At 58.9% G+C, this 21940-nt stretch carries 23 protein-coding genes; 14 read left to right on the top strand and 9 right to left on the bottom strand.

The features are described 5' to 3' along the window. Window positions 1-230 precede the first annotated feature (230 nt). Window positions 231-953, bottom strand: a complete 723-nt coding sequence (locus PMI11_RS25475) for an SGNH/GDSL hydrolase family protein (protein WP_007823054.1) — start codon at window positions 951-953, stop codon at window positions 231-233. Between the two features lie 259 nt (window positions 954-1212). Further along, window positions 1213-1506 carry a hypothetical protein gene (locus PMI11_RS25480; RefSeq protein WP_007823063.1) on the bottom strand — a complete coding sequence of 98 codons (294 nt, stop codon included), beginning with the start codon at window positions 1504-1506 and terminating at the stop codon, window positions 1213-1215. Between the two features lie 371 nt (window positions 1507-1877). On the opposite strand from PMI11_RS25480, the gene PMI11_RS25485 reads away from it, so the two are divergent. Continuing rightward, a complete protein-coding gene (locus tag PMI11_RS25485) occupies window positions 1878-2084 on the top strand; it encodes a hypothetical protein (protein WP_037072123.1) in 207 nt (68 codons plus the stop codon). Window positions 2085-2149: 65 nt separating this feature from the next. On the opposite strand, the gene PMI11_RS25490 is transcribed toward PMI11_RS25485, so the two are convergent. From PMI11_RS25490 to PMI11_RS25500, 3 genes are all read right to left on the bottom strand, one after another. After that, a complete protein-coding gene (locus PMI11_RS25490; protein WP_244430677.1) occupies window positions 2150-2554 on the bottom strand; it encodes a hypothetical protein in 405 nt (134 codons plus the stop codon). Between the two features lie 152 nt (window positions 2555-2706). Further along, on the bottom strand, window positions 2707-3213 hold the full coding sequence (locus PMI11_RS25495; RefSeq protein ID WP_007823067.1) for a hypothetical protein: 507 nt from the start codon (window positions 3211-3213) through the stop codon (window positions 2707-2709). 109 nt (window positions 3214-3322) lie between these two features. Next, a complete protein-coding gene (locus tag PMI11_RS25500; RefSeq protein WP_007823075.1) occupies window positions 3323-3586 on the bottom strand; it encodes a KTSC domain-containing protein in 264 nt (87 codons plus the stop codon). A 252-nt stretch (window positions 3587-3838) separates the two neighbouring features. Between PMI11_RS25500 and PMI11_RS25505 the strand changes: the two genes are divergently transcribed. Both PMI11_RS25505 and PMI11_RS25510 read left to right on the top strand, forming a co-directional pair. Continuing rightward, window positions 3839-4531, top strand: a complete 693-nt coding sequence (locus PMI11_RS25505) for a GntR family transcriptional regulator (RefSeq protein WP_007823077.1) — start codon at window positions 3839-3841, stop codon at window positions 4529-4531. Between the two features lie 7 nt (window positions 4532-4538). Beyond that, window positions 4539-5231, top strand: a complete 693-nt coding sequence (locus tag PMI11_RS25510; protein WP_007823079.1) for a GntR family transcriptional regulator — start codon at window positions 4539-4541, stop codon at window positions 5229-5231. Window positions 5232-5641: 410 nt separating this feature from the next. On the opposite strand, the gene PMI11_RS25515 is transcribed toward PMI11_RS25510, so the two are convergent. Next, window positions 5642-7531 carry a bifunctional sugar phosphate isomerase/epimerase/4-hydroxyphenylpyruvate dioxygenase family protein gene (locus PMI11_RS25515; RefSeq protein ID WP_007823084.1) on the bottom strand — a complete coding sequence of 630 codons (1890 nt, stop codon included), beginning with the start codon at window positions 7529-7531 and terminating at the stop codon, window positions 5642-5644. Between the two features lie 235 nt (window positions 7532-7766). Between PMI11_RS25515 and PMI11_RS25520 the strand changes: the two genes are divergently transcribed. The 9 genes from PMI11_RS25520 to PMI11_RS25560 all read left to right on the top strand — a co-directional run bounded on the left by PMI11_RS25520 (window position 7767) and on the right by PMI11_RS25560 (window position 16190). Next, a complete protein-coding gene (locus PMI11_RS25520; RefSeq protein WP_007823086.1) occupies window positions 7767-8597 on the top strand; it encodes a transporter substrate-binding domain-containing protein in 831 nt (276 codons plus the stop codon). Window positions 8598-8709: 112 nt separating this feature from the next. Continuing rightward, a complete protein-coding gene (gene aroQ, locus PMI11_RS25525) occupies window positions 8710-9162 on the top strand; it encodes a type II 3-dehydroquinate dehydratase (protein WP_007823088.1) in 453 nt (150 codons plus the stop codon). Continuing rightward, complete coding sequence (locus PMI11_RS25530) at window positions 9159-9827, top strand: amino acid ABC transporter permease (protein WP_007823090.1); 669 nt, start codon at window positions 9159-9161, stop codon at window positions 9825-9827. The genes aroQ and PMI11_RS25530 overlap by 4 nt, the downstream gene beginning before the upstream one ends. 7 nt (window positions 9828-9834) lie before the next feature. Continuing rightward, window positions 9835-10479: an amino acid ABC transporter permease gene (locus tag PMI11_RS25535; protein ID WP_007823092.1), complete on the top strand. Its 645-nt coding sequence runs from the start codon at window positions 9835-9837 to the stop codon at window positions 10477-10479. Between the two features lie 82 nt (window positions 10480-10561). After that, window positions 10562-11290 (top strand): amino acid ABC transporter ATP-binding protein, encoded by a 729-nt coding sequence (locus tag PMI11_RS25540; RefSeq protein WP_051034644.1) that lies wholly within the window; start codon window positions 10562-10564, stop codon window positions 11288-11290. Between the two features lie 24 nt (window positions 11291-11314). Beyond that, window positions 11315-12370 (top strand): Gfo/Idh/MocA family protein, encoded by a 1056-nt coding sequence (locus PMI11_RS25545; RefSeq protein ID WP_007823097.1) that lies wholly within the window; start codon window positions 11315-11317, stop codon window positions 12368-12370. Then, complete coding sequence (locus tag PMI11_RS25550; RefSeq protein WP_007823100.1) at window positions 12363-13190, top strand: shikimate dehydrogenase family protein; 828 nt, start codon at window positions 12363-12365, stop codon at window positions 13188-13190. Before PMI11_RS25545 ends, PMI11_RS25550 begins: the two co-directional genes overlap by 8 nt. A 331-nt stretch (window positions 13191-13521) precedes the next feature. Continuing rightward, window positions 13522-13725 (top strand): hypothetical protein, encoded by a 204-nt coding sequence (locus tag PMI11_RS25555; RefSeq protein WP_007823101.1) that lies wholly within the window; start codon window positions 13522-13524, stop codon window positions 13723-13725. Next, entirely contained in the window at window positions 13722-16190 is a 2469-nt protein-coding gene (locus tag PMI11_RS25560) for an AAA family ATPase (RefSeq protein ID WP_007823104.1), read from the top strand. The genes PMI11_RS25555 and PMI11_RS25560 overlap by 4 nt, the downstream gene beginning before the upstream one ends. A gap of 27 nt (window positions 16191-16217) precedes the next feature. On the opposite strand, the gene PMI11_RS37450 is transcribed toward PMI11_RS25560, so the two are convergent. The 3 genes from PMI11_RS37450 to PMI11_RS25570 form a co-directional block, all read right to left on the bottom strand. Continuing rightward, window positions 16218-16490, bottom strand: a complete 273-nt coding sequence (locus PMI11_RS37450; RefSeq protein WP_007823106.1) for a hypothetical protein — start codon at window positions 16488-16490, stop codon at window positions 16218-16220. 516 nt (window positions 16491-17006) lie between these two features. Next, a complete protein-coding gene (locus PMI11_RS25565; protein ID WP_007823108.1) occupies window positions 17007-17342 on the bottom strand; it encodes a hypothetical protein in 336 nt (111 codons plus the stop codon). A 470-nt stretch (window positions 17343-17812) separates the two neighbouring features. Then, complete coding sequence (locus PMI11_RS25570; protein ID WP_037072128.1) at window positions 17813-18037, bottom strand: hypothetical protein; 225 nt, start codon at window positions 18035-18037, stop codon at window positions 17813-17815. Between the two features lie 922 nt (window positions 18038-18959). On the opposite strand from PMI11_RS25570, the gene PMI11_RS25575 reads away from it, so the two are divergent. Together PMI11_RS25575 and PMI11_RS25580 are read left to right on the top strand one after the other, a co-directional pair. After that, entirely contained in the window at window positions 18960-19283 is a 324-nt protein-coding gene (locus PMI11_RS25575; RefSeq protein ID WP_051034645.1) for a hypothetical protein, read from the top strand. A 668-nt stretch (window positions 19284-19951) separates the two neighbouring features. After that, window positions 19952-21889 carry an adenylate/guanylate cyclase domain-containing protein gene (locus PMI11_RS25580; protein ID WP_007823114.1) on the top strand — a complete coding sequence of 646 codons (1938 nt, stop codon included), beginning with the start codon at window positions 19952-19954 and terminating at the stop codon, window positions 21887-21889. Window positions 21890-21940 lie beyond the last annotated feature (51 nt).

The raw sequence follows: 21940 nt of genomic DNA on the forward strand, positions 1-21940 counted from the left end.
CCAGAAGTCAAAGTATTGGTTAGCAAATATTTAATACCGTTGCAGCGCAGCAATATCTTAGATCATATAAATATATCGATACTATAGGGCGGCACCTCGTCCATCAAAATGGAGGAAAGCCAGCTTCCCGCAGGGCCGAAAATACAGCAATGTTGCGCCCGAAAGACGCAAATTCCGATCATCACCACCGCTGTTTCAGCTCAAGCCCGCGACAAGTCCCACCGATCTGCTTACCGCAGCCCAGCCTTCCCAAGCGAAGACCTCAATATCCTGTATCCGTCCGGCGAAAGGTGCAGTTTATCAACGGCATAATTCGCGCACCCCTGCTTGGCGAAGCCGCATGTCAGCTCATCCTCGTCGATCTTGACAAGCGTCACGCCGGTTCTCCCAGCCAGGTCCCGTTCGATGTCTGCATTCACTTCGAGGCGATCCTTGGCGCGGAAGGTGAAGCCCGATCCGCGCGGAAGGATGGGCACGACATAGATCGGGCTGTCGTTCCAGCGGCTTCTGAGCTCATCGACGACCGCCACCACACCCTGCGAAACACCGCAGGGGGCAAAGGAGCCATCCCACAGGTTGTTGGTTCCGATGATGAGGACGATGTCTTTGGGCTTAATTGCCGGCGGCATTTCCTTGAGGCGCCAGAGGAGCTCCTGGATATGGTCGCCGAAGATACCGAAGTTTCCGACGCTTGCGGCTCCAAAATCCCGCTTGAGATCGGGACCCCAGTTCTCCGCCAGGGAATCCCCGAAGATCGCCACATCGAGCGCGCCGGAGATTTTCTGCTGATGCTTCGCCTTCATGACCCGGGCGGGAGACTGCTCGATGACAGGGGTTTGCGCGACGAGAGCCTGAACGGGATCACAGGTTGGAGCGGCATTCGCCTGGGGCGCAGCCCAGAGCATTAGTCCGGCGATCGCGCAAGGGAGCAACCGCGTCACAAAGTCCGTCATTTCGAGCCTCGCTGCAAAGCGTGTCGCGATATCGGGGATTCGCTGACCGCGCTTTGAGTTTCTGTTTTCCGCATGTCGTGATCGCAAAACCGCGGCACACCTCTGCGCGGCACAGTTTAGCGTGCGGATTTTGCCGTGATTATGATGTGGTCGATAAACCAGAGCAATTCCAGCAAAAGTGCGCAGCGGTTTTGCGTCCGCAATTGCGTGAAAACAAAGAGATAGAGCATTTCCATGACTCGAAGAAAATGGAAATGCTCTAGAAAAGAAACCACAATAACACGGCCAGCAGCAGCGCCGCGGCGACGAACTTCAGGATCGTGACTGGAGACGGGGGTGGCTTCCTGCGCGCGACGATATATGGCTCGATGATATTCTGGAAAAAGATATCCCGGTCTTCGGGTCGCGTAGACATCAGCTGTACGTAGCGGGATAGCGTGATGCCGCTTGCTTGGGCGCTGCCACCATCGGCGTAAAGGATCTCAAGGCTCCGATCGCTCTCATTGTACTTCACCTTCCGCACCTTGTGACACTCAAAGGAAGTCCAGGTCATTGTGACATCCGAATAGAATTGTTCCCGATGTGAAGGACTATTGCTCGCTTTAGGCGATAGCCAGGCTGGCTACATAGTTACTGATGACGCTGATCTTGACAAATTGCCCATAATAGTTAGTTGCGAACAATTATTTAGCCGCAATGCCATCCGCCGCCGGTTTGCAACCGGGATGTGACAGTCGTTATATCTTTTGATGGAAAGCCGGGGTAGGAGATGGAAGAAAGATCCAGGTTCGTCTCCTGCTGAGTTTGCAGCATCGGCAGCGGGCAAGTCAGAGTGGACAGCAGGAAAGTCCACTGGAGCTTGCGGATTGCAACCGAGCGAAGAAAGCGCTGCTCAGGTGAGGAGCTCACCTGCTACGATACGCGATGAAGCCACAGAATTACCTCTTGATCATCTTCGTTGCGCCGCCGCTCATTGCGCTTGCGCTCGGGATTTTCATCATCGCCGCATCATTCCACCATGAGCCGGCGGACCCGCGTTCAACAGGAACGATCGGTGTCAGAAAAGGTGGCAGGATCGGCAATCTCGGCTATACGCTTCCGCCCCCGCAACCAGGCGGCGACTTTCAATAGAATTGCTAGAATTGTGGCCACCCCTCGCCCACCGCTGTCCGCGCTGCTTCAGCTTGGGCCGGCGCTCAGGATCTGCGCGCCAGCGGCGGCAGGGTAATGAAGGGATTTTCGGGATCGTAGCTCATCTTCGGCTTGCCCTTTCCGGCCTTGAGCAATCCCGGCGCAAGATGCCCGTTCGGGCCGAAGAGATAGGCACTTCCCGCGCAGAGATGGGCAAGCGCGCGGTAATCGAAATAGCGGAAGGTGCTGTCGGCAAGAAAGGCCGCCTCGTTATAGGCCTTGCCCTTGATCTCGGCAAAGCGGGTCTGGGTCATATAGGCGTAGAGCGCCTTCTTGTTGAGCGAGGCGCCGCTGCACAGAGTGGCGAGCGAACTGGCAAGCTTCACGACCCTCAATGTCTGGGCATCCGGATTGTCGAGCGGCTTCATCGCCTGGGCGACGTAATAATTCGCCGCCGGATCGTTCGTCATGGATTTCTTCCAGAAGGCCGGCAGCTCCGCCGCGGTGGCGCAGTCAACAGAAGCAAGGCCTGCAGAAGCGATCGCAAGAATTGCTGCGAATAGAGAAAATCTGAAATTGTAGGTCACACCATCCCCCCGTCCGGCACACCTGCCCTGCATCGTCAGCGTTGCTTCAGTTCGAGCCGGATCCTGTAAAAATTCTCGGCATCCGCCATCGCCTTCACGTCGCATTGCTTCGTACCGACGGCGACGGTTACGATATCGCGGACATCGGTGGTCAGCCAGATCGGCGCCTCGCGCGTATAGGAGCGTCCGGGCAGCGCGCGCCAGTTGACGAAAAAAATGCCCACTTGCTCGCCGGCCGCATTGAGGAAGCCCGCGACGACGCAGACCTGATCGTCATCTTCAGGGTCTTCGTTCCTGAGCGTGATTCGCGAGGTGACAGAGTTGGTCTTCGGGTCGGTGCGGAAGGCGAAGCTGTAATATTGCGGCCGCTTCCAATCCCATTTGTCCTCGACGAGCTTGCAATATCCATTCTCGAGGGAAAGGCATTCCTGCGCCGCGTGGACGCGCCAGACATAGTTCTTCCATCCGTCCTCGTCGGGAACGGGAGCATGGTCGCTGGTCAGGAGGCCAAGGGCGATGGAAAGCTGTTTAAGGGTCGGCATAACAGGATGCTCGCCGGATTCGCCGCAGCGCGCAAGCCCCTGACAACAGGGGCCTGCAGGCCGGACCGAACGATCCGGCCTGCATCATCTCAATGTCTTGCAGGCGCGATCAGGACAATTGACCGCGCTTGCCGGTGACCATGCGAAGCACCTGTTTTGCGCGGCCTTCGGCACCCTCGGCCGAGCGAGGATAGGCATCGCGAATATGGCGCGTATAATACCAGCCAGGTGACGTGGCCGTGATCAGGTTTTCATAGACGACCAGCGGCACGTTGAAATATCTGCGGTGGCCCTTGAGGCGAATCTCGATGTCGAGGACCCCAGTCGACGGGTCGTAGGCAACGGATTTCACGAGTTTTGACGAAAGTTCCATCGTTGCTCCTATGCTGCGTCGCACAATGGAACTCCGGTTGAGGCAATAGTCAAGCCTTTGTAATGTTTCGGGACACATTACCTCATAAACCTTGCCTTACGTGAATGCCGCTCTAAAAGGCGCCGAACCTAGGCAGATTGCCGCCCTGCAGCATTTCGCCTCACCCGCTCTTTAACCCAAAATCCGTTTTCCATTGAACGCACCCGACTTCTCCCGCTATATAGGAGAAAATGGAAAATCTCGGAGACAAGCATGCGGCAGGAAGATATCGAGGAGTCCGTCGCAGAGAGTGGCTACAGGCAGATTCGCGCGGATATCATCTTCGGCCGGCTTGCGCCGGGGCAGAAGCTGAAGCTGGAAAATCTCAAAGGCGCCTACGGCACGAGCGTCAGCACGCTGCGCGAGATCCTCAACCGGCTGACCTCGGAAGGGCTCGTCGTTGCCGAGGGGCAGCGGGGGTTTGAGGTTGCCGGCGTTTCCGTCGCCGATCTCAGGGAGATCGCGGCGCTGAGATTGCTGCTCGAGGAACACGCGCTGGAACAATCCTTCGAACAGGGGGATGTGGAATGGGAGGCGCAGCTGGTCTCCGCCCATTACAAGCTGGCCCGCATGGAAAAGGTCATGGCGACGGGCGATACCAGCCAAGCGGAGGATTGGAAGCGCTATGACTGGGAGTTTCACCAGGCGCTGATTGCCGCCTGCGGCTCGCGGCTTTTGATGGAGACGCATTCTTCCGTCTTCGACAAATACCTGCGCTATCAGATGGTGGCGCTCTCCTATCGCGGCAGCGTGGCGGAAGAGGAGCACCGGCAGCTACTGGAGACTGCCCTCAAGCGCGACAGCAAGACCGCCAAGGAAATCCTGCAGCGCCATATTCAGGCGGGCGTCGAACATGCGCTCGGCAGAGGGCTGCTGTCGGCCCTGCCCGCGCAGGCCAGGGGATGACGGCCTGATGCGCAACGAAAAACCCATGCCGAAAATGGCAAGCGAAGCCTCCGAGACGATCAGCGATGTCGTCTTCCGGCAGATCCGGCAGGATATCATATCCGGGGCACTCGCCCCCGGCGCCAAGATCAAGCTCGAACAGGCCAAGGAGCATTATTCGATCAGCGTATCCTCGCTGCGCGAGATCCTGAGCCGCCTTGCCATGGAAAATCTCGTGCTTGCCGAGGGACAGCGCGGCTTCGAGGTAAGCCCGGCCTCGGTCAAGGAGCTGGAGGAGCTTGCCGATCTCCGGACCGTGCTCGAAACCCACGCGATCGGGCTTTCCTTTGCCGCCGGAAACCTGGAATGGGAAGGCCGCATCGTCGCCGCCCACCACAAGCTGGCAGCCGCCGAGAGGAAGCTTCTGGCGGGCGATGCCTCAAGGACCGTCGACTGGGTGCGCTATGACTGGGAATTCCACCAGGCGATCGTCTCCGCCTGCAATTCGGCAACGCTGATGGCGACGCTGTCCTCGGTCTTCGACCGGTTTTTGCGCTATCATATGCTGGCGCAGAGCTTTCGCGGGCAGGCGGTGGTGGATGATCACAAGCTGTTGTTCGAGCTTGCTTTGAAGCGGGATGTCGAGGGGGCAAGGGCTGTGATCGTGAGGCATGTGCAGAGCGGTGTGGCGCATGTGCTGAAGAGTGGGCGGATTGGGTGACGGCGGGTTCTGTGCTGGTGGACTGCTGGGTGATGCGTTTGGCGCCACAAGTGTTTGACACCATTACGCTATGTGCCGTGGGACACCCCCCTCTGTCCTGCCGGACATCTCCCCCACAAGGGTGGAGATTGGCCAGAGGCGTGACCTTCGCACATCTTTGACGTTGCACAGTTTGCAACGTTCATTTTTGGGGAAACCGGGGCTCCCAGCCAATCTCCCCACCTGTGGGGGGTCCGAAGGACGGGTCGAGACCCGTGGCTCGACCCCGGCAGCCCGGCAGGACAGAGGGGGGTGCCCCGCGGCACGCCGCACAATGGTGTCAAACACCTGTAAGGCCTGAAGGACAGGTCGAGACCCGTGGCACAAATCCGGCAGTCCGGCAATCCAGAGAGGGTGCTCGGAGCACTCCCTCACCCCGCATCCCTCGGAATCCCCTCCGGCCGCATCTGCTTCTTCAGCGCCGCAATCCGGAAAATCGCATTCGGCGCCCCATAGCCGCGATAGGCACGGCGCTCCACCACCTCGAAGAAGAAGCCCTCCCCGTATGTCCCGCTATAGAGCTGGAAATATTCCCCCTCCCCATCCCGGTCGTAGAGGATATTTTCCGCCTTCAGCCGCTCGGTCAGCTCCGGCTCCAGCCCAAAGCGGGCCTCCACGTCGTCGTAATAATTGGGCGAGATCGGCAACGGCTTGAAGCCTTTCTCGCGCAGGCGTTCGGCCGTGGCGAAGATGTCTGATGTCGAAAATGCCAGATGCTGGATGCCGGAGCCGAATTTCTCGGCGATGAAATGGCCGGCGAGCGTGCGGCGGTTTTCGGCCCCGTTCATGGTGATGCGAAGCGTCCCCGCCTCGTTTTCGATCACCTGGCTGCGCACCACGCCAGCGGGATCGATGATATCGACCATGGGGGTTTTGCGGGTCTCGAAGATCGAGGTGTAGAAGAGCAGCCAGGTCAGCATCTCGTCATAGGCGACGGTCTGGGCGATGTGATCGACCTGCAGGAGGCCGGCGTCGCCTGTTTCGCCCTCTTCCGCCACCGGCTCGAAATCGATCTCGGAGAAGCGGCCAAGCGGGCTTTTATCGTCGATGAGATAGATCAGCCCGCCGCCGACGCCGCGGATCGCCGGCAGCTGCAACTCGCCCTCGATGACGGCCTGGGTGAAGGGTTCGGCATCGAGCGCCAGTGCGCGGGCATAGGCTTCCGCCGCGTCTTCGACGATCAGCGCCACCGCATAGGCAAACGTGCCGTGCACCGCATAGGCGGCATTGGCAAAACCGGCTGGATCGACATTGATGAGGATGCGGATATCGCCCTGCTGAAAGAGCGTCACCTTCTTGGAGCGATGCACGGCGGCCTTGCGGAAGCCGAGCGCTTCCAGAATGCCGACGAGCTCCACCGCCTCCTCGTCATCGGTGGCGAATTCGATGAAGCCGACGCCTTTGACGGCAGCGCGCGCGGGCATGTCGATGCCGACTGGCGTCTCCACCTTGCGGCGGATCTGGTCGGCGAGATAGATCAGCGAGCGATGGCCGTCGGCGGCGATTGCGCGCGTCGAGCCGCCGCGGAACTGGTCGTTGAAGATCTCCAGCGAGAAGAAGCCGTCATAGCCCGTGGAGGCCACGGCCTCGGTGAATTCGGTCACCGGCAGATCGCCCTCGCCCGGCATGTTGCGGAAATGTCTCGACCAGTAAAGCAGGTCCATATCGATCAGCGGCGCATCGGCAAGCTGCACGATGAAGATCTTTTCCTTGGGGATCGAGCGGATGGACGTGATGTCGATCTTGCGCGACAGCGAGTGGAAACTGTCGAGGATCAGCCCGACATTCTCGTGATCGGCACGCCGCACAATCTCCCAGGCATCGCGGTGGTCGTTGACATAGCGGCCCCAGGCAAGCGCCTCGTAACCCACCTTCAGGCCGCGCTTGGCCGCTCGTTCTCCCAGCTCGTGGAAATCGGCCGCTGCCCTGTCGATGCCGCCAAGAGCTGCCTGCGAGACATTGGAGCAGACGAGCACCATATCCGTGCCGAGTTCCTGCATGATGTCGAACTTCCGTTCGGCCCGGTCGAAGGTTCGGCTGCGCAAACCCTCCGGCATGCCCTCGAAATCGCGGAAGGGCTGGAACAGCGTGATGGTGAGGCCGAGATCCCGCGCCATGCGGCCGACATCGGCGGGGCTGCCGTCAAAGGCCAGGAAGTCGTTTTCGAAAATCTCCACGCCGTCAAAGCCGGCGCGCGCAATCGCTTCGAGTTTTTCCGGCAATTCGCCTGAGAGCGTCACCGTCGCAATCGAGGTCTTCATGGCTTGCAAATCCTCCTCGTTCGGGCCGCGACGGACAAAGCCACCGACCCTCCTGATGGCATTATGGCGAATGTCGTGAGGATTTCAATTCAATTGATCAAATGAAAAGTCTCATATGATTTTCAAAAACTATGTTGATTTATGACCGTCCCTCTGGCAAACATGGTTGCGAACAGTCGGGAGAGGATGACTGTGAGGCCGTTTTTGACGGCCATCAAAAAGGAGGAGAATTCCAATGCTGAAGTCTTTGCTGACGCGGCGTGGCGCCATGCTGGGTGCCGCCGCTCTCGTGGCCGCCATCGGGCTTGCAAACCCGGCCGCCGCCGTCACCCCGGAAGAAATCAAGGCCCGCGGCAAGCTGATCGTCGGCATCCAGGGCGACAACCCGCCATGGGGCTTCGTCACCAGCGCCGGCAAGCAGGATGGCCTGGATGCCGATATCGCCACGCTCTACGCCAAGGAACTCGGCGTCGAAGTCGAATTCGTGCCGCTGGAAGTGAACAACCGCATTCCGGCGCTGACCACCGGCCGCGTCGACGTGCTCTTTGCGACGATGGCCATGCTGCCGGACCGCGCCAAGGCCGTGCAGTTTTCCAAGCCCTATGTCGCCAATGCCATCGTACTGATCGGCGCCAAATCCGCCTCGATCAAGACCAATGAGGATATGGCGAACCTCACGATCGGCGTCGCCAAGGGTGCCGCGCAGGATACGCAGGTGACGAAGAATGCGCCCTCCACCGCCACGATCCGCCGTTTCGATGGCGATGCGGCAAGCGTGCAGGCGCTGGCTTCCGGCCAGGTGCAGGCGCTCGGCGGCAACATCTTCTACATGGACCGCGTCGAAAAGGCCCGCCCCGGCGAATTCGAAAACAAGCTTGAATTCCAGAAGCTCTATAACGGCGCCTGCACGCGTCTGGGCGAAAAGGAAATCAACGCCTCGATCAATACGTTCATCGACAAGATCAAGGCCAATGGCGAGCTGAAGAAGATCTACGACAAGTGGATGAAGGTGCCGGTTCCGGAATTCCCGGAAAAGCTCGAGGGCATCCCCTTCGCCGTAAACTGAGCGATCCGCTCTCTTTCATGACAGCAATAAGGGCGGGCATGCCAATGCCCGTCAACGCAACAGCCATGCCCCAACCACGGCATAAGGCCCTGCCCCGTTTGAGGTGCGCGACATGACCAGAACCATCTTTGTGCTCAACGGACCGAACCTGAACCTGCTCGGCGAGCGCGAGCCCGCCATCTACGGCTCGACCACCCTTGCCGATATCAGGCAGATGTGTCTCGCAAAGGCCGAAAGCCTCGGTTTTTCCGTCGACTTCCGCCAGACCAATTTCGAGGGCGAGCTGGTGGAAAGCGTGCATCAGGCCCGCAAGGACGCCTGCGGCATCATCATCAATCCCGCCGGCTATACGTTCACCTCGATCGCACTGCTCGATGCGCTGAAAACCTTCGATGCGCCGAAGATCGAGCTGCATATTTCCAATGTCCATGCCCGCGAGGAGATCTATCATAAATCGCTCGTCTCGCGTGTCGCCACCGCCATCATGATCGGCTTCGGCGCCCGCGGTTATGAGCTGGCGATCGAGGCGATGGCGGATATGGTCGGAGCGGCAAAAGCAGCATGAATTATCAACTGGATTTCACGCCCGTCATCGATGGCTTGCCGAGCCTGCTGCTCGGCTGTCTCGGCACCTTCCTTCTGGCGCTTTGCGGCATGGCCCTGGCGATTGTCATCGGCATCGGCGGCGTGGCGCTGAGGGATTCCCATATCAAGGCGCTGCGCTGGCTGGTGATTGGCTTTGTCGAGCTCATCCGCAACACGCCTTTCCTGGTGCAGATCTTCTTTCTCTTCTTCGCCTTGCCGCTGATCGGCATCCGCCTCGACCCGACGCCGACGGCGATCATCGCGCTCGGCATCAATGGCGGCGCCTATGCGATCGAGATCATCAGGGGTGGCGTGCAATCCATCCCGAGCGGCCAGATGGAGGCGGGCCTCGCGCTCGGCCTGCACAAGGTGCAGGTCTTCCGGCTGATCATCCTGAAGCCGGCGCTCAGGGCCATCTACCCCTCGCTGACCAGCCAGTTCGTGCTGCTCACGCTCTCGACCAGCATCGCCTCGGCAATCTCTGCCTATGAGCTGACCTCGGTCGCCCAGCGCATCGAATCCGACAGTTTCCGCAGCTTCGAGGTCTATTTCACCGTCACGGTGTTCTACCTCGTCATTTCCTGGCTGATGATGCGCCTCTTCGCGCTCTTCTCGGCCCGCTATTTCACCTATCCGGTCAAGTGAGGGCGCCATGGGCAGCGAAGAATTCACCTTCCTTCTGATCGGCCTGAAATGGACCGTGCTTCTCTCCGCCGTCGGCTTCGTCTGCGGCTGCATCGCCGGCCTTGCCGTGGCGCTGGCGCGCACCTCGGGCATGCCGTGGCTGGAGCGGGCGACATCGGCCTACATTGCCATCTTCCAGGGCACGCCGCTCCTGATGCAGCTCTTCGTCACCTATTATGGCCTGGCGCTCATCGGCTTCAGGCTCGATGCCTGGGAGGCGGTGGCGATCGGCCTCACGCTCCATGCCAGCGCCTATCTCGGCGAGATCTGGCGCGGCGCGATCGAAGCCGTGCCGCGCGGCCAGACGGAGGCGGCAAAGGCGCTGAGCCTCAAATATGTCTCGCGCATGAAGGATATCATCCTGCCGCAGGCGCTGCGCATCTCCCTGCCGGCCACGATTGGCTTCCTGGTGCAGCTCATCAAGGGCACGTCGCTGGCTTCGATCGTCGGCTTCACGGAGCTGACGCGGGCCGGCAACATCATCTCCAACCAGATCTTCCAGCCGCTCACCGTCTTCGGCATCGTCGGCATTCTCTATTTCCTGATGTGCTGCCCGCTGACCATCCTCGGCGCCCGCCTGGAGCGGCGCTTCAACGCGGCCCACGCGCGCTGATGCTGCGCCCTCACGAATTGGACCAGACACCATGACATCAGTTCCCGCCCCATCTCCCAATCAGCACATGACTGGCGAAACCATGATCACCATGAGCCATGTGGAGAAATGGTACGGCGCCTTCCAGGCCCTGCATGATATCAATATCGATGTGCACCGGGGGGAGCGCATCGTGCTCTGCGGCCCCTCGGGAAGCGGAAAATCGACGCTGATCCGCTGCATCAACCACCTGGAGACATACGAGAAGGGCGAGATCCGCGTCGGCGGCATATTGCTCGGCAACCAGGCCAAGGCGATCGATGCTATCAGGCGCGAGGTCGGCATGGTCTTCCAGCAGTTCAACCTCTTCCCGCACCTGACCGTGCTGCAGAACTGCATGCTGGCGCCGATGCGCGCACTCGGCGTCGCCAAGGCCGAAGCCGAAGAGCGCGCCCGCACCCTGCTTGCCCGCGTGAAAATCTCCGAACAGGCCGAGAAATATCCGGTGCAGCTCTCGGGCGGCCAGCAGCAGCGCGTGGCGATTGCGCGTGCGCTCTGCATGCGCCCCAAGGTGATGCTCTTCGACGAGCCGACCTCGGCGCTCGACCCCGAGATGGTCAAGGAAGTGCTGGATACGATGATCAGCCTTGCCGAGGAAGGCATGACGATGATCTGCGTGACCCATGAAATGGGCTTTGCCCGCCAGGTCGCCAACCGGGTGATCTTCATGGCAAGCGGCGCGATCGTGGAAGAAGCGGCCCCGGCCGAATTCTTCACCAATCCGCGCCACGAGCGCACCCGCAAATTCCTCGGCGAAATCCTGCGCAACTAGCCGCCGAAGACCGGGAGAAGCACCATGTCAAAACGCCCCCTTGCAATAGCCGTCATGGGCGCCGGGCTGATCGGCAAGCGCCATATCGAAGGCGTGCTCGCCGAGCCGCGCACCACCCTTGCCGCCATCATCGACCCCTCGCCCGCCGCCCGCGATGAGGCCCGCGCAAACGGCCTGCCCTGGTTTGCAAGCCTTGCCGAAGCGCTCACTGAGAGCCGCCCGGATGGCGTGATCGTCGCCACGCCCAACCAGCTGCATGTGGCAAATGCTGACGATGTGGTGGCATCAGGCATCCCCGTCCTCATCGAAAAACCCATCGCTGACGATGCGGCGGCCGCGGCAGGTCTCGTGCGCCGCGCCGAAGCATCAGGCGTGCCCATCCTCGTCGGCCACCACCGCCGCCACAACCCCATTATCCGGCAGGCCAAGCGCCTGATCGAAAGCGGCCGGCTCGGCCGCATCCGCTCCGTCCATGGCAGCTTCTGGGTCGCCAAGCCCGATGACTATTTCGAGGTGACATGGCGGCGCGAACCGGGCGCCGGGCCGATCTTCATCAACCTCATCCATGATGTCGATCTCTTCCGCCATCTCTTCGGCGAAGTCGAAAGCGTGCATGCGATGGAATCCAATGCCGCCCGCGGCCATGCCGTCGAAGACACCGCCGTCGTACTGCTGCGTTTCGAAAGCGGCGCGCTCGCCACTCTCAGCGCCTCCGATGCCGTGCCCTCGCCCTGGAGCTGGGAGCGGACCTCGGGCGAAAACCCCGGCTTTCCGCAGGAAGACCAGTTCTGCTACCAGATCGGTGGCACCGATGGCGCACTGACGATCCCCGATCTCACCCTCTGGTCCAATATCGGCCGCCCCGACTGGCGCGAAAAGCTGACCGAGGAACGCCTGCCCGTCACACCGGCCGATCCGCTCACCCTGCAGCTCCAGCATTTCTGCGATGTCATCGAAGGCACGGCGACACCCCTCGTCAGCGGCCGTGAAGGGCTCGCGACACTTGAGGTCATCGAGGCGATCAAGGCATCCGCGAGCACGGGAAGGACCATATTCCTAAAAGGCGAAACCCATGATTAGCGGCACCACAAGGCTGATCGCCCATCTCGGCTACCCGACGGAAAGCTTCAAGGCGCCGCTGATCTACAATCCCTATTTCGACGAACAGGGCATCGACGCCGTCGTCGTGCCGATGGGCTGCAAACCGCAGCATTACCCTGACTTCCTGAAGCTCGTCTTCCGCCTGTCGAACATCCACGGCGCCCTCATCACCATGCCGCACAAGATTACCACGATGGGCCTGCTGGACGAGATCTCCACCAATGCCCGCGTCGCCGGCTCCTGCAACGCCATCAAGCTCGGCCCCGACGGCAGACTGATCGGCGACATGTTCGACGGCGAAGGTTTCGTGCGCGGCCTCAAGCGCAAGGGCCAGACCATATCAGGCGCCAAAGCCCTCCTCATCGGCGCCGGCGGCGTCGGCTCGGCCATCGCCGCCTCCCTCGCCTCCGCCGCCATCGGCCACCTCGCCCTCCACGACGACAACAAGGCCGCACTCGAAGGCCTGAAAACCCGCCTCAACACTTACTACCCCGCAACCAGGGTCACCACAGGCTCAAACGACCCGGATGGATTCGACATCGTCATCAACGCCACGCCGCTCGGCATGCGCAAGGATGACCCGCTGCCGATGGATGTGACGCGGCTTTCGGCGGGGACTTTCGTTGGCGAGGTGGTGATGAAGGAGGAGATCACGCCGTTTCTCGCCGCAGCAAGGGAGCGAGGATGCCGGTATCAGGTGGGGACGGATATGCTGTTTGAGCAGATACCGGCTTATCTGGAGTTTTTTGGGTTTGCGACGACGACTGCGGAGCATTTGAGGAGAGTGGCGCGGTTGTGAAGGGAAGGCAGTGCGGACAGCGCGTAGTCAATAGACTGTTAGCAATTAGCCGACACGGCCTGGCTAAATCGATCACCGAGTTCCGCGACACGCCTAGCGCCTTGCCGCACGTGAAAGCAGTATTTTTCATAGACTGGGTCGCCCGCAATTCCACATTGCGAAAACTCCCCAAAACCCTCCGGTCTCTGGCGAAAGCCGATGATCCGCGAAGCTAGCTCTCGATCCTTCGACGTCGATAGCACAATGCCTTTCTCAAATATGTGCAACAATCTATTGATTGACGCTTGGCCACAGCATTAGGTTGCAATAGTGTATTTATGGGAGGATATACATGGTCGGACAAGAGATTGGTGGTGCCATAGAATACGATGAACTCTCCGTCGTGGATCGAATCCTAACTGAGTTCGTCAACGCCGTCGCCGCAGAAGATGGTTATTCGGATATTTCCATTCGCCTCAGGCATGTGATCTTGGAGAAGCGAGACTTCAACGAGTCCTCATTGGAGCGCGCTCTTTTCGACGTTGAGCAGCAGTGATCAAGATCGACACGCTCACCATATCCGAGTTTCGCGGCATCCGATCCCTAACGATCTCCCCAAAACGGAAGAACTTCGCTATCTGCGGCCCTAACGGCACGGGCAAGAGTGGCGTCGTAGATGCCTTAGAATTCGTACTTACGGGAACGATCTCCCGACTGACAGGTAAAGGTCGCGGCGACCTATCTGTGAGGGACCACGGCGCCCACGTCGATTGTCAAAAGAGCCCCGAGAAAGCGTTCGTCGAGGCTGCCGTCTGGATCCCGTCCCTAAACAAGACTGTAAAGGCCAGACGAACGGTAAAGTCGCCTTCAACTCTTGAACTTATACCGGATAGCCGGGAGGCGCGAGCCACATTCCGGCAACTGGAGGCTCATCCGGAGATCGCACTCTCACGCCGAGAGATCATTCGGTTCGTTCTGACGGAGCCCGGGCAGCGCGCAAAAGATGTTCAGGCACTCCTTAAACTCGATCAGCTCGAGACGATAAGAGCCCGATTGCAGAAAATCGCAAACGGGGCAGACAGTATGGCCAAGACAGCGAAGAACAATAATGCAATCGTGCGAGCCGACTTGGTGCGCGCCATGGATATCGCGGATGCGACAGAAGCCAATGTCCTTCAAGCAGCGAATAAGCGTCGCGCGGTCCTCGGGTTGGCACCTTTACAATCACTAGGGGTAGACGTCTCCCTGCGCGACGGATTGGCGACTGCGGAGGGTAGCCAACCGTCCCGCGTCAATAAAGCCGCAGCAAAATCGGACGTGGAGGCAGCAATCGACTCCGTGAACTCACGTTCGCAAGGAATCTTCCCCACCCGCATAGCAGATGCAAAATCGGCACTCGAACTCCTGCAAGCCGACGAAAACATTCTCAACGCGGTGCTTCGGGACGACTTTCTAAAGACGGCCCTTGAACTCTATGATGGCGAGCTCTGCCCGGTTTGCGATACGCCCAAGACTCTGGAAGAGATTTCAGCGATCGTGAATGACAAGCGAAAGAAACTGGAGGATGTCAAAGTCCTCCGTGAAAAGGCTGAGGCTGCAATCTCTCCAATTCGAGAGGCATTGGAGGAGGACCGCGCGCTTACACGCACCGTATATTCCTACGCCAAGCAATTCCTCGACGTTGATGAACTTCAGACAATCGCCGACTTCGGGACGGCCCTGAGAGATGCCAGCGATGTCCTCAAGTCCTTTCTACCTCTAGACAAGACGATCACTGCGATCAGTAAATTACCATCTGCAGATGGATTTCTCAGTGTCGGCAAGAAAATCGAAGCAGCGATAAATGCTCTTCCCGAGCCATCTGATCAGGACGCCGCCCGTGATTACCTTCTCACTGCTCAACTGAGGCTGGATGAATTAAGAAAAGCGCATGCAACAGCGAGGACCGCAGAGGATAGAGCAACAAAAGCAAGAAAAGTCTTCGAGGTTTATAAGGAAACGTCGAACACCGCACTCGAAAAAGTATATGAGGATGTCCAGGCGAATTTCGCCGACTTATACCGACGCATCAACGCCGACGACGAGAATGCATTCGAAGCCAAATTAACTCCCTCGTTCGGAAAACTCGGGTTCGGCGTCGACTTTTACGGACGCGGGTTCTTTCCACCCGGAGCCTATCATAGCGAGGGGCACCAAGACAGTATGGGGCTTTGCCTCTACCTTGCTCTGATGCGCCACCTTCTAGGACCCGGATTTACGTTCGCCGTCCTTGACGACGTCTTGATGTCGGTCGATGTGGGTCATAGACGCGAAGTTTCGAAGCTGCTTCAAGCCGAATTTCCTGACACCCAGTTTGTGCTGACGACCCACGACAAGGCGTGGCTGAAATTCATGAGTACGACAGACTTGGTGAAGAAAGATGGCACCATACATTTCCGGAAGTGGACGGTTGATGATGGTCCTACCGTATGGGCTAAGGGTGATGTTTGGGATGAAATACGCCACCTTGTCGATCAAGATGATGTCCACGGAGCGGCAGCATTGCTCCGCCGCTCCCTTGAACACCTATCGGCCGAATTTTGCGAGGCACTAAGAGTTAAGGTCGAATTCAGCGTCGACGGACATTACGATCTGGGAGATCTGCTCGACCCTGCAATTGGCCAAATGAAAAGCCTATACAGAGATGCACACAATGCTGCGACGACATGGCAGGACACTGACCGGATTGCTGCAATCGACGCGCGCACGAGGGCTTTCGATGAGGCCGTAAATCAATCCAAGGCAGAGCAGTGGCAGATAAACCCATCGGTTCATTACAACGAATGGGCCGAGTTGGATAAGTCCGAATTCCTTGCAGTCGTCGAAGCATTTGAAAAGCTCTGCACACTTTTTAAATGCGACGCCTGCGGAGCCCTTATCGAGGTAAAGCCCACCCGCGGGAAACGTGAATATCTGCAATGCCTGTGTGGAAAGGTGAAATTCTCATTCATGAAGAAGCCTAAGCCCGTCTCGGCGAAGTAGTCCCATCCTCCCTCATTCCTGTGCTTGTCACAGGAATGACGCGAGACCGGCACCTTCTATTGCATCATCGCTTGAACGCGTTGACGAAGGCTGGCGATACCACGTTGATAATTTTCCCGGGGTGTGGTTTGGCTTCTGGATCGGCCACCCACGAGAGTGTGTAGTTGCCACCTGCTTGTAGGCCGGAGTGTCTTTAAGCTTCACGAGCGGATGTTCATATCTCTCAATGATGCCTGTAAAAGTTACTTGATCGCCATCTTCGATGACGCGAAACTCGTAATTTTCTCCAACTTCAAACATTGCGCGCTCCTTCAGTTATCGCCCTATGCCCGATGTGGTGATCAATCCAGCGTTGCGCAAGGAAGCGCGGGACACAATCGCCCCATCGTGTACGGCAAAGCATGCCCGACGGCGGCGAGATCGTTTGAAGTGACGTGCGCTCTTATTATCTGAACTGCTGGGCAATCCGGTGCCAATAAACGGCCTATTGATCTTCCGTTGCCGCCGATCAGTGTAAATCGTTTGGTATTTCTTGATCTCATCCCTGGTCATGTCGGATACGTAAGAACGTTTTCCGGCCCTGCAATAGCCACCACCCCATCATCATCAAATGGATACTCTACATCCTGAAATACTCAGGTCCCGCCCAGCATCTGACGGTGGCTTTTGGGCTAGCGAACACCCCTCACCTCAGATGACTCATTCACCGCGCGGACGCGCGATGGCTGGATCTCTGTGACAAGCACAGAGATGAGGGTAGAGAGGGTTGCCGCACTGCTGCTCTTGCCGCCAACTTCCCCCTCCACATCCCCTCACCTACAACTTACACCCCTTCGACAGCGCCGCACTCTCCATCGCCGAAACCTTGCCCTTCGACACCGCAACCTCGCCTTCCTTATCCCCACCGGCCACACTGCCGATCGGTACCCCCACCAGAAACACACCAAACGCATCGCCGTTGGCGGCCGAGATCTGCTGCTTCGAGAGGCCGTCGAGTTTCACCTTTTCCTTGCTGTGTTCGCTGGCGATCTGCGGGCAGCTGAGATTGGTGTAGGCCTGCATCGGGATGTCGGCCTGCACGATGGCGTCAGGTCTTTTCGCGCAGGACGTGAGCGCTGCGGCAAGCGCCGCGGCGAGAATGAGTTTTTTCATTAGATAACCCCAGTTAGCAGGTGATCTCTAACATCGCCGCCCGCCTGGCGCGAGTAATGCGCAAGAACAACCACAGAAGAATTCTTGGGTGTGGCCGGTGGCCCTGGTACTGGCGAGGACGGTCTTCTGAGCCACTGATGAAGGGAGAGCATCGGCTTTGGGCCGGCAGGGCCATTGCACCTGTCGCCCTGTGGCGGGACGGCTGTCGTGAGGGTCCCGTCAACATGACTGACCGGATCTGCCTAACCCTTTTGGATGAATTGCGAATCGAACGCGACGCGACGAAAGTAGCTATGCGGCGGTAGTAGGATTACTAGGACCGAACCCAATGTGGGGGGCTTGCCGAGTATTGAGTGGAAGCCCCTCGATGATCCCGTTTTAGCGGGGGATGCGAACTGGTGCGTGGCAGCAGCCATGGGCTCCACCGGAGCTAGCCGCTTGTCCTGATATCATCACCCAAAGGAAGTAGATTACGGTTCCTGCAGTTCACCGCAAGCGTGGAGCTGGCGGATACCGAGTTTCATGATCCTGATGAGATCGGTTTTTCGAGAGCCGTAGGTCTTGCGATATTGTTCGAGTGTCGGCTTGCTGCTGGCGATGTCGGCCAGCGCCGAGCCTCGATCAGTTGTTGCTGCCAAAGCACCTGTGGCCCAGACACGATCGAAGAGAGCACGTTCCTCATCTTGAGGTGACATGTATGGCCTTTCCGTGAAGACTGATTGGACTTGGCAGACGGGTGGAAAAGCCGGGGGCACCGCAGTCATGCAAGAATGATGCTCCAGGCGAGCATCGCAAAACAAGCCGCGATGAGTATCCATAGGCAGATCTTGAATCCCGCACTGGACCTGATGCCTGTGCGCCACTTTGTCGTGGGCATATTCCCAGGGTTGATCTTCAACATAACTGCCTCCTGCTTTCTGCGTTAAGAGGCAGCCGCTCCAGAATGAAGATGCAGGCTCCGGGGAATTGAACGACCAACGGGAATGTCCGTCGCCTAACCTCATACAATCATCCGGCAGCCTTATTGTTCCATGCCGTGGTCGTATCCTGTTCGCTGTCTTTCGCTGCGGTGAGCAGCGCCCACCCCGTCATTGCCACGGCCTCGCGGCCGCACGTATCACAGGGGACGAAACGACAGGAATGTCACGATCGATGGTGAGCCGGCTTTGATCTGCCTTCGTTCCGTGTCCCTGCTCATCCATCAGTTATTTAGAAGGCCCTACTTCATAAATGCCTGAAAATTCATCCTACGTTCACGCAGACAGACAGCATCCTCTAAATTATTATCGAAATATTTTTAAATAAAAATATCGGAAACCTCACATAATATTTCAAAATAAGGTTGTATTTATCCTGTTATATTTATCGTCAAAACGACAAAAATCATACTTTTCATTTTTCTTGGCAAAAAATATTTTATTATTTTGAAAGCCTACGGTGAGAATGCTACTGGTTATTTTGCAAACAGTGAATTTGATTTGCAGCCGGCATCCGCAGGAATTGTTGCGGACTCGTGGTCATAGCGGCCGTGCCGTCGAAACCTCCGCGAAAAGAGCTGAGAGCCTTAGAGAACAGCGTCCCGGCCCGGCGCGAATAACGGAACGATTGGCGAGACAGATGCAATCGGTGCGATACAAGAAAAAAGATCTGAAGTTCGCGCAGCTCCACGCCGCAAAGGCAGCGCAGCACATCACCACGCAGGAAATCGCCCTTAGAAGGCTGCGCATGATGGGGGCGCCGCTGGATCTGGAACATGCGTTGCTTGGCAGGCTTTACGATCGCCAGAGGCAGGTTCTCCACCATCTGAAGCGGATCGAAGACCTCCTCGACGTGAAGTCCCAGCCGATACGACCCGACCCACCTGAGCCCGCCCGACAGGAACCCAGCCAGCCGAGCATTCTGATCTTCGGCAAACGGCAGGAGCGGTTTGACTGGCAGTGACGACGGCTTTCCATGCCAGCCTGACAACGGCCTGACAGGCTTTCGCCAACACAATCTCAAGATGGCAGCGGGCTGGTCTAGCGAGAAATCCGGGCAAAAGAGGCCGAAACCTCCTCGGAATTTGAGGCCAGTTATAGGGCCCGCCACACGATACCCCCGCGAGCCGCTATACCTGCTCAGTCCGCCAAAACGCGTTAAGCGCGTGAAATAATCATGTATGGAAGCAAGAGTCGCGTGAAAAGTGTGTGACACGGCTCGCCGCGCAATATCGTTTCGATCCAGCGCCATTTTCCGCCGGCTCACGGACGTGCTTGTTCCGATCGCTGCCCTCCGGCCGGCAGCCTATGCGGCCTGCGGCATCAATGAAACGCCCCCATTCGAAAATAATCGCTCCTCGCCCTTAATGGCGAACCGGAAGAAATACCGGCCATGGCGCAGATAGAAGAGCGTCGGCGATTTTCGAGAGGCTTGGAGGCCATTCAATTGCGGGCTTTTCATTCGGGCCCCAACGACCGGCCCAAGCGAGGCATGTGTGACAGCCGCATCCGGCTTGTATAACCCCTCAAAAAGCGGTTAGCTGCGACAGTTGGGTACGCTCATTCCTGCACAACCACACAAGTTTGAGATGAAACCTGTGCCGAACGCACCCGCATTTCGAGGGAAGTCCCGTGGGCTGGTCCAAACCCTTAAGGTTGCATCTCGGCGTCCTGGTCGTCGCATCGCTGCTGTTCACGTCGATGCCGATCATCTGGCTGGCCTTCAGCCGCGGAAGCGATGCTGCGGTCAGCGCCGGCGTGCAGCAGATGCGCGGGATGAGCCTGCGGCTGATCGAGGGATACCGCAATACGCTGCAGGGAGGCATGGAGGCGGTGGCGCTGGCGGCGACCCTGCCGCAGCTCGCCTCCCCGCCGCCGCAGGATATCAAGGCGAAGCAGGAATTCTTCCTGGAGGTCCTGCGAAACGTCCCCAATGCGACGAGCATCTACACCGGGTACCCTGACGGCTCCTATCTGCAGGTCATCAACACCGGAAGGCGCGATATCTCCCAGACGCTCGCAGCACCTGACGGCACGGCTTTCGCGATCCGGACGATCGCCGGCAGGCAGAGCGCCAATGTCATCTCGACGCTGCAGTTTCTTGATATCGAGGCAAGAACGATCGGCGAGCGGAATGTCGAATACGCCTCCTTCGATCCGCGCCAGCGTCCCTGGTATCAGGCCGTCGTTCAGGATGGCGCAACGGTCTCTGTCGGCCCCTATATCACCGGAACGCTTGGTGTCCCGACGCTGACGATCGCAGCCCCCATGCGCGACGATGCCAAGGTGGTGGTCGGCATCAACATTCACCTGCAGACTATCAGCCGCCTGCTGGACGCGCGCCAGATTTCGCCGCGGGCGCGCGCCTACATCATCGATGCCGGCGATGATCTCGTCGCCCATTCCGACCCCGATATCATGAGCAGGATCATAGCAACATGGTCGAGAACTGCTGGCGCTGTTGAAGCGACGGCCAACGGTTTCGACACGAGCCTCGAAACCGTGGCAAGGCTCAGGCGCGATCCCGCCTTTGCCAATGGCGGCCTGGCGCGCGTCGAGCTTGATGGCGAAAGCCAGCTTGTGCAGATCGCCCCCGTCAGCGTCTCCGGCCTGTTCGAGGGCAGCACTGCCGCAATCATCGTGCCGATGGAGGATCTGGTGGCGGAGGCCCACCGGCTGCTGCTGCACAATCTCCTGATTGCCGGAGCCCTCCTGGCAGCCGGTGTCGCGGCATCGGTGCTGCTGTCACGTATGGTCAGCCGCTCTCTCAACCGGCTGGCCGACGAGGCGCGCAGGATCGGCGATCTCGATGTCGGCGAGAAAGCCGTGTCGCATTCCTGGATAACGGAGATCAATACGCTGGCGACTGCGCTTGCGGCGAGCCGCCACGCCATCGGCCAGTTTGCCCTCTATGTGCCGCGCGAAGTCGTCCGGCGGATCGTCAATCCCGAGGGGCGAACGGTCGTCAAGGCGACGCGCCAGGACGTGACGGTGCTCTTCACCGATATCAGGGATTTCACCGCCATATCCGAGCAGCATTCGCCCGAAAACGTGGTCGATACGCTCTCGGCCTATTTCGAACTTCTGAACACCATCGCCGAGCAAAATGGCGGCACCGTCGTGCAATATCTCGGCGACTCCATCTTCGTCATGTGGAATGCCCCCGTTGAAGATGCTGATCATGCCGAGCACGGCTGCCGATGCGCGCTCGCCATGAAAGCAGCGGTCGACGGCCTGAACGAGGAGAACCGCCACAACGGCAGCCCCGAGCTTTTCACCCGCTTCGGCCTCCACACCGGCCCGGCCGTCGTCGGCAGTTTCGGCGCCATTTCGCGCCAGCAGTACACGGCCATGGGCGATACGATCAATGTGGCGTCACGGCTGGAAGGGCTGAACAAGGAGTTCGGTACATCGATCCTGGTGAGTGCGGCGATACGCGACGCGGTCGGCGAGCGATTTGTGTTTCGGCCGCTGGGCCTGGTGCAGGTGAAGGGGCGCGCGGAGAAGGTGGATCTCTGGGAGCTGCTTGGAGAAAGCGGCGACCGGGGCAATTCCAGCCAAAGCGCATAGCGGCTCCGCGTTCCCGTCGGGGAGCGCCCCGGCGGCTGCCCCGATAGGAAC

The sequence above is a fragment of the Rhizobium sp. CF142 genome, from assembly GCF_000281145.1.
Taxonomy (GTDB): domain Bacteria; phylum Pseudomonadota; class Alphaproteobacteria; order Rhizobiales; family Rhizobiaceae; genus Rhizobium.

Coding starts and splice junctions, on each gene's coding strand:
- PMI11_RS25475 (WP_007823054.1), bottom strand. CDS start 953: ATGACGGACTTTGTGACGCGGTTGCTCCCTTGCGCGATCGCCGGACTA.
- PMI11_RS25480 (WP_007823063.1), bottom strand. CDS start 1,506: ATGACCTGGACTTCCTTTGAGTGTCACAAGGTGCGGAAGGTGAAGTAC.
- PMI11_RS25485 (WP_037072123.1), top strand. CDS start 1,878: ATGAAGCCACAGAATTACCTCTTGATCATCTTCGTTGCGCCGCCGCTC.
- PMI11_RS25490 (WP_244430677.1), bottom strand. CDS start 2,554: ATGACGAACGATCCGGCGGCGAATTATTACGTCGCCCAGGCGATGAAG.
- PMI11_RS25495 (WP_007823067.1), bottom strand. CDS start 3,213: ATGCCGACCCTTAAACAGCTTTCCATCGCCCTTGGCCTCCTGACCAGC.
- PMI11_RS25500 (WP_007823075.1), bottom strand. CDS start 3,586: ATGGAACTTTCGTCAAAACTCGTGAAATCCGTTGCCTACGACCCGTCG.
- PMI11_RS25505 (WP_007823077.1), top strand. CDS start 3,839: ATGCGGCAGGAAGATATCGAGGAGTCCGTCGCAGAGAGTGGCTACAGG.
- PMI11_RS25510 (WP_007823079.1), top strand. CDS start 4,539: ATGCGCAACGAAAAACCCATGCCGAAAATGGCAAGCGAAGCCTCCGAG.
- PMI11_RS25515 (WP_007823084.1), bottom strand. CDS start 7,531: ATGAAGACCTCGATTGCGACGGTGACGCTCTCAGGCGAATTGCCGGAA.
- PMI11_RS25520 (WP_007823086.1), top strand. CDS start 7,767: ATGCTGAAGTCTTTGCTGACGCGGCGTGGCGCCATGCTGGGTGCCGCC.
- aroQ (WP_007823088.1), top strand. CDS start 8,710: ATGACCAGAACCATCTTTGTGCTCAACGGACCGAACCTGAACCTGCTC.
- PMI11_RS25530 (WP_007823090.1), top strand. CDS start 9,159: ATGAATTATCAACTGGATTTCACGCCCGTCATCGATGGCTTGCCGAGC.
- PMI11_RS25535 (WP_007823092.1), top strand. CDS start 9,835: ATGGGCAGCGAAGAATTCACCTTCCTTCTGATCGGCCTGAAATGGACC.
- PMI11_RS25540 (WP_051034644.1), top strand. CDS start 10,562: ATGATCACCATGAGCCATGTGGAGAAATGGTACGGCGCCTTCCAGGCC.
- PMI11_RS25545 (WP_007823097.1), top strand. CDS start 11,315: ATGTCAAAACGCCCCCTTGCAATAGCCGTCATGGGCGCCGGGCTGATC.
- PMI11_RS25550 (WP_007823100.1), top strand. CDS start 12,363: ATGATTAGCGGCACCACAAGGCTGATCGCCCATCTCGGCTACCCGACG.
- PMI11_RS25555 (WP_007823101.1), top strand. CDS start 13,522: ATGGTCGGACAAGAGATTGGTGGTGCCATAGAATACGATGAACTCTCC.
- PMI11_RS37450 (WP_007823106.1), bottom strand. CDS start 16,490: ATGTTTGAAGTTGGAGAAAATTACGAGTTTCGCGTCATCGAAGATGGC.
- PMI11_RS25565 (WP_007823108.1), bottom strand. CDS start 17,342: ATGAAAAAACTCATTCTCGCCGCGGCGCTTGCCGCAGCGCTCACGTCC.
- PMI11_RS25570 (WP_037072128.1), bottom strand. CDS start 18,037: ATGTCACCTCAAGATGAGGAACGTGCTCTCTTCGATCGTGTCTGGGCC.
- PMI11_RS25575 (WP_051034645.1), top strand. CDS start 18,960: ATGCAATCGGTGCGATACAAGAAAAAAGATCTGAAGTTCGCGCAGCTC.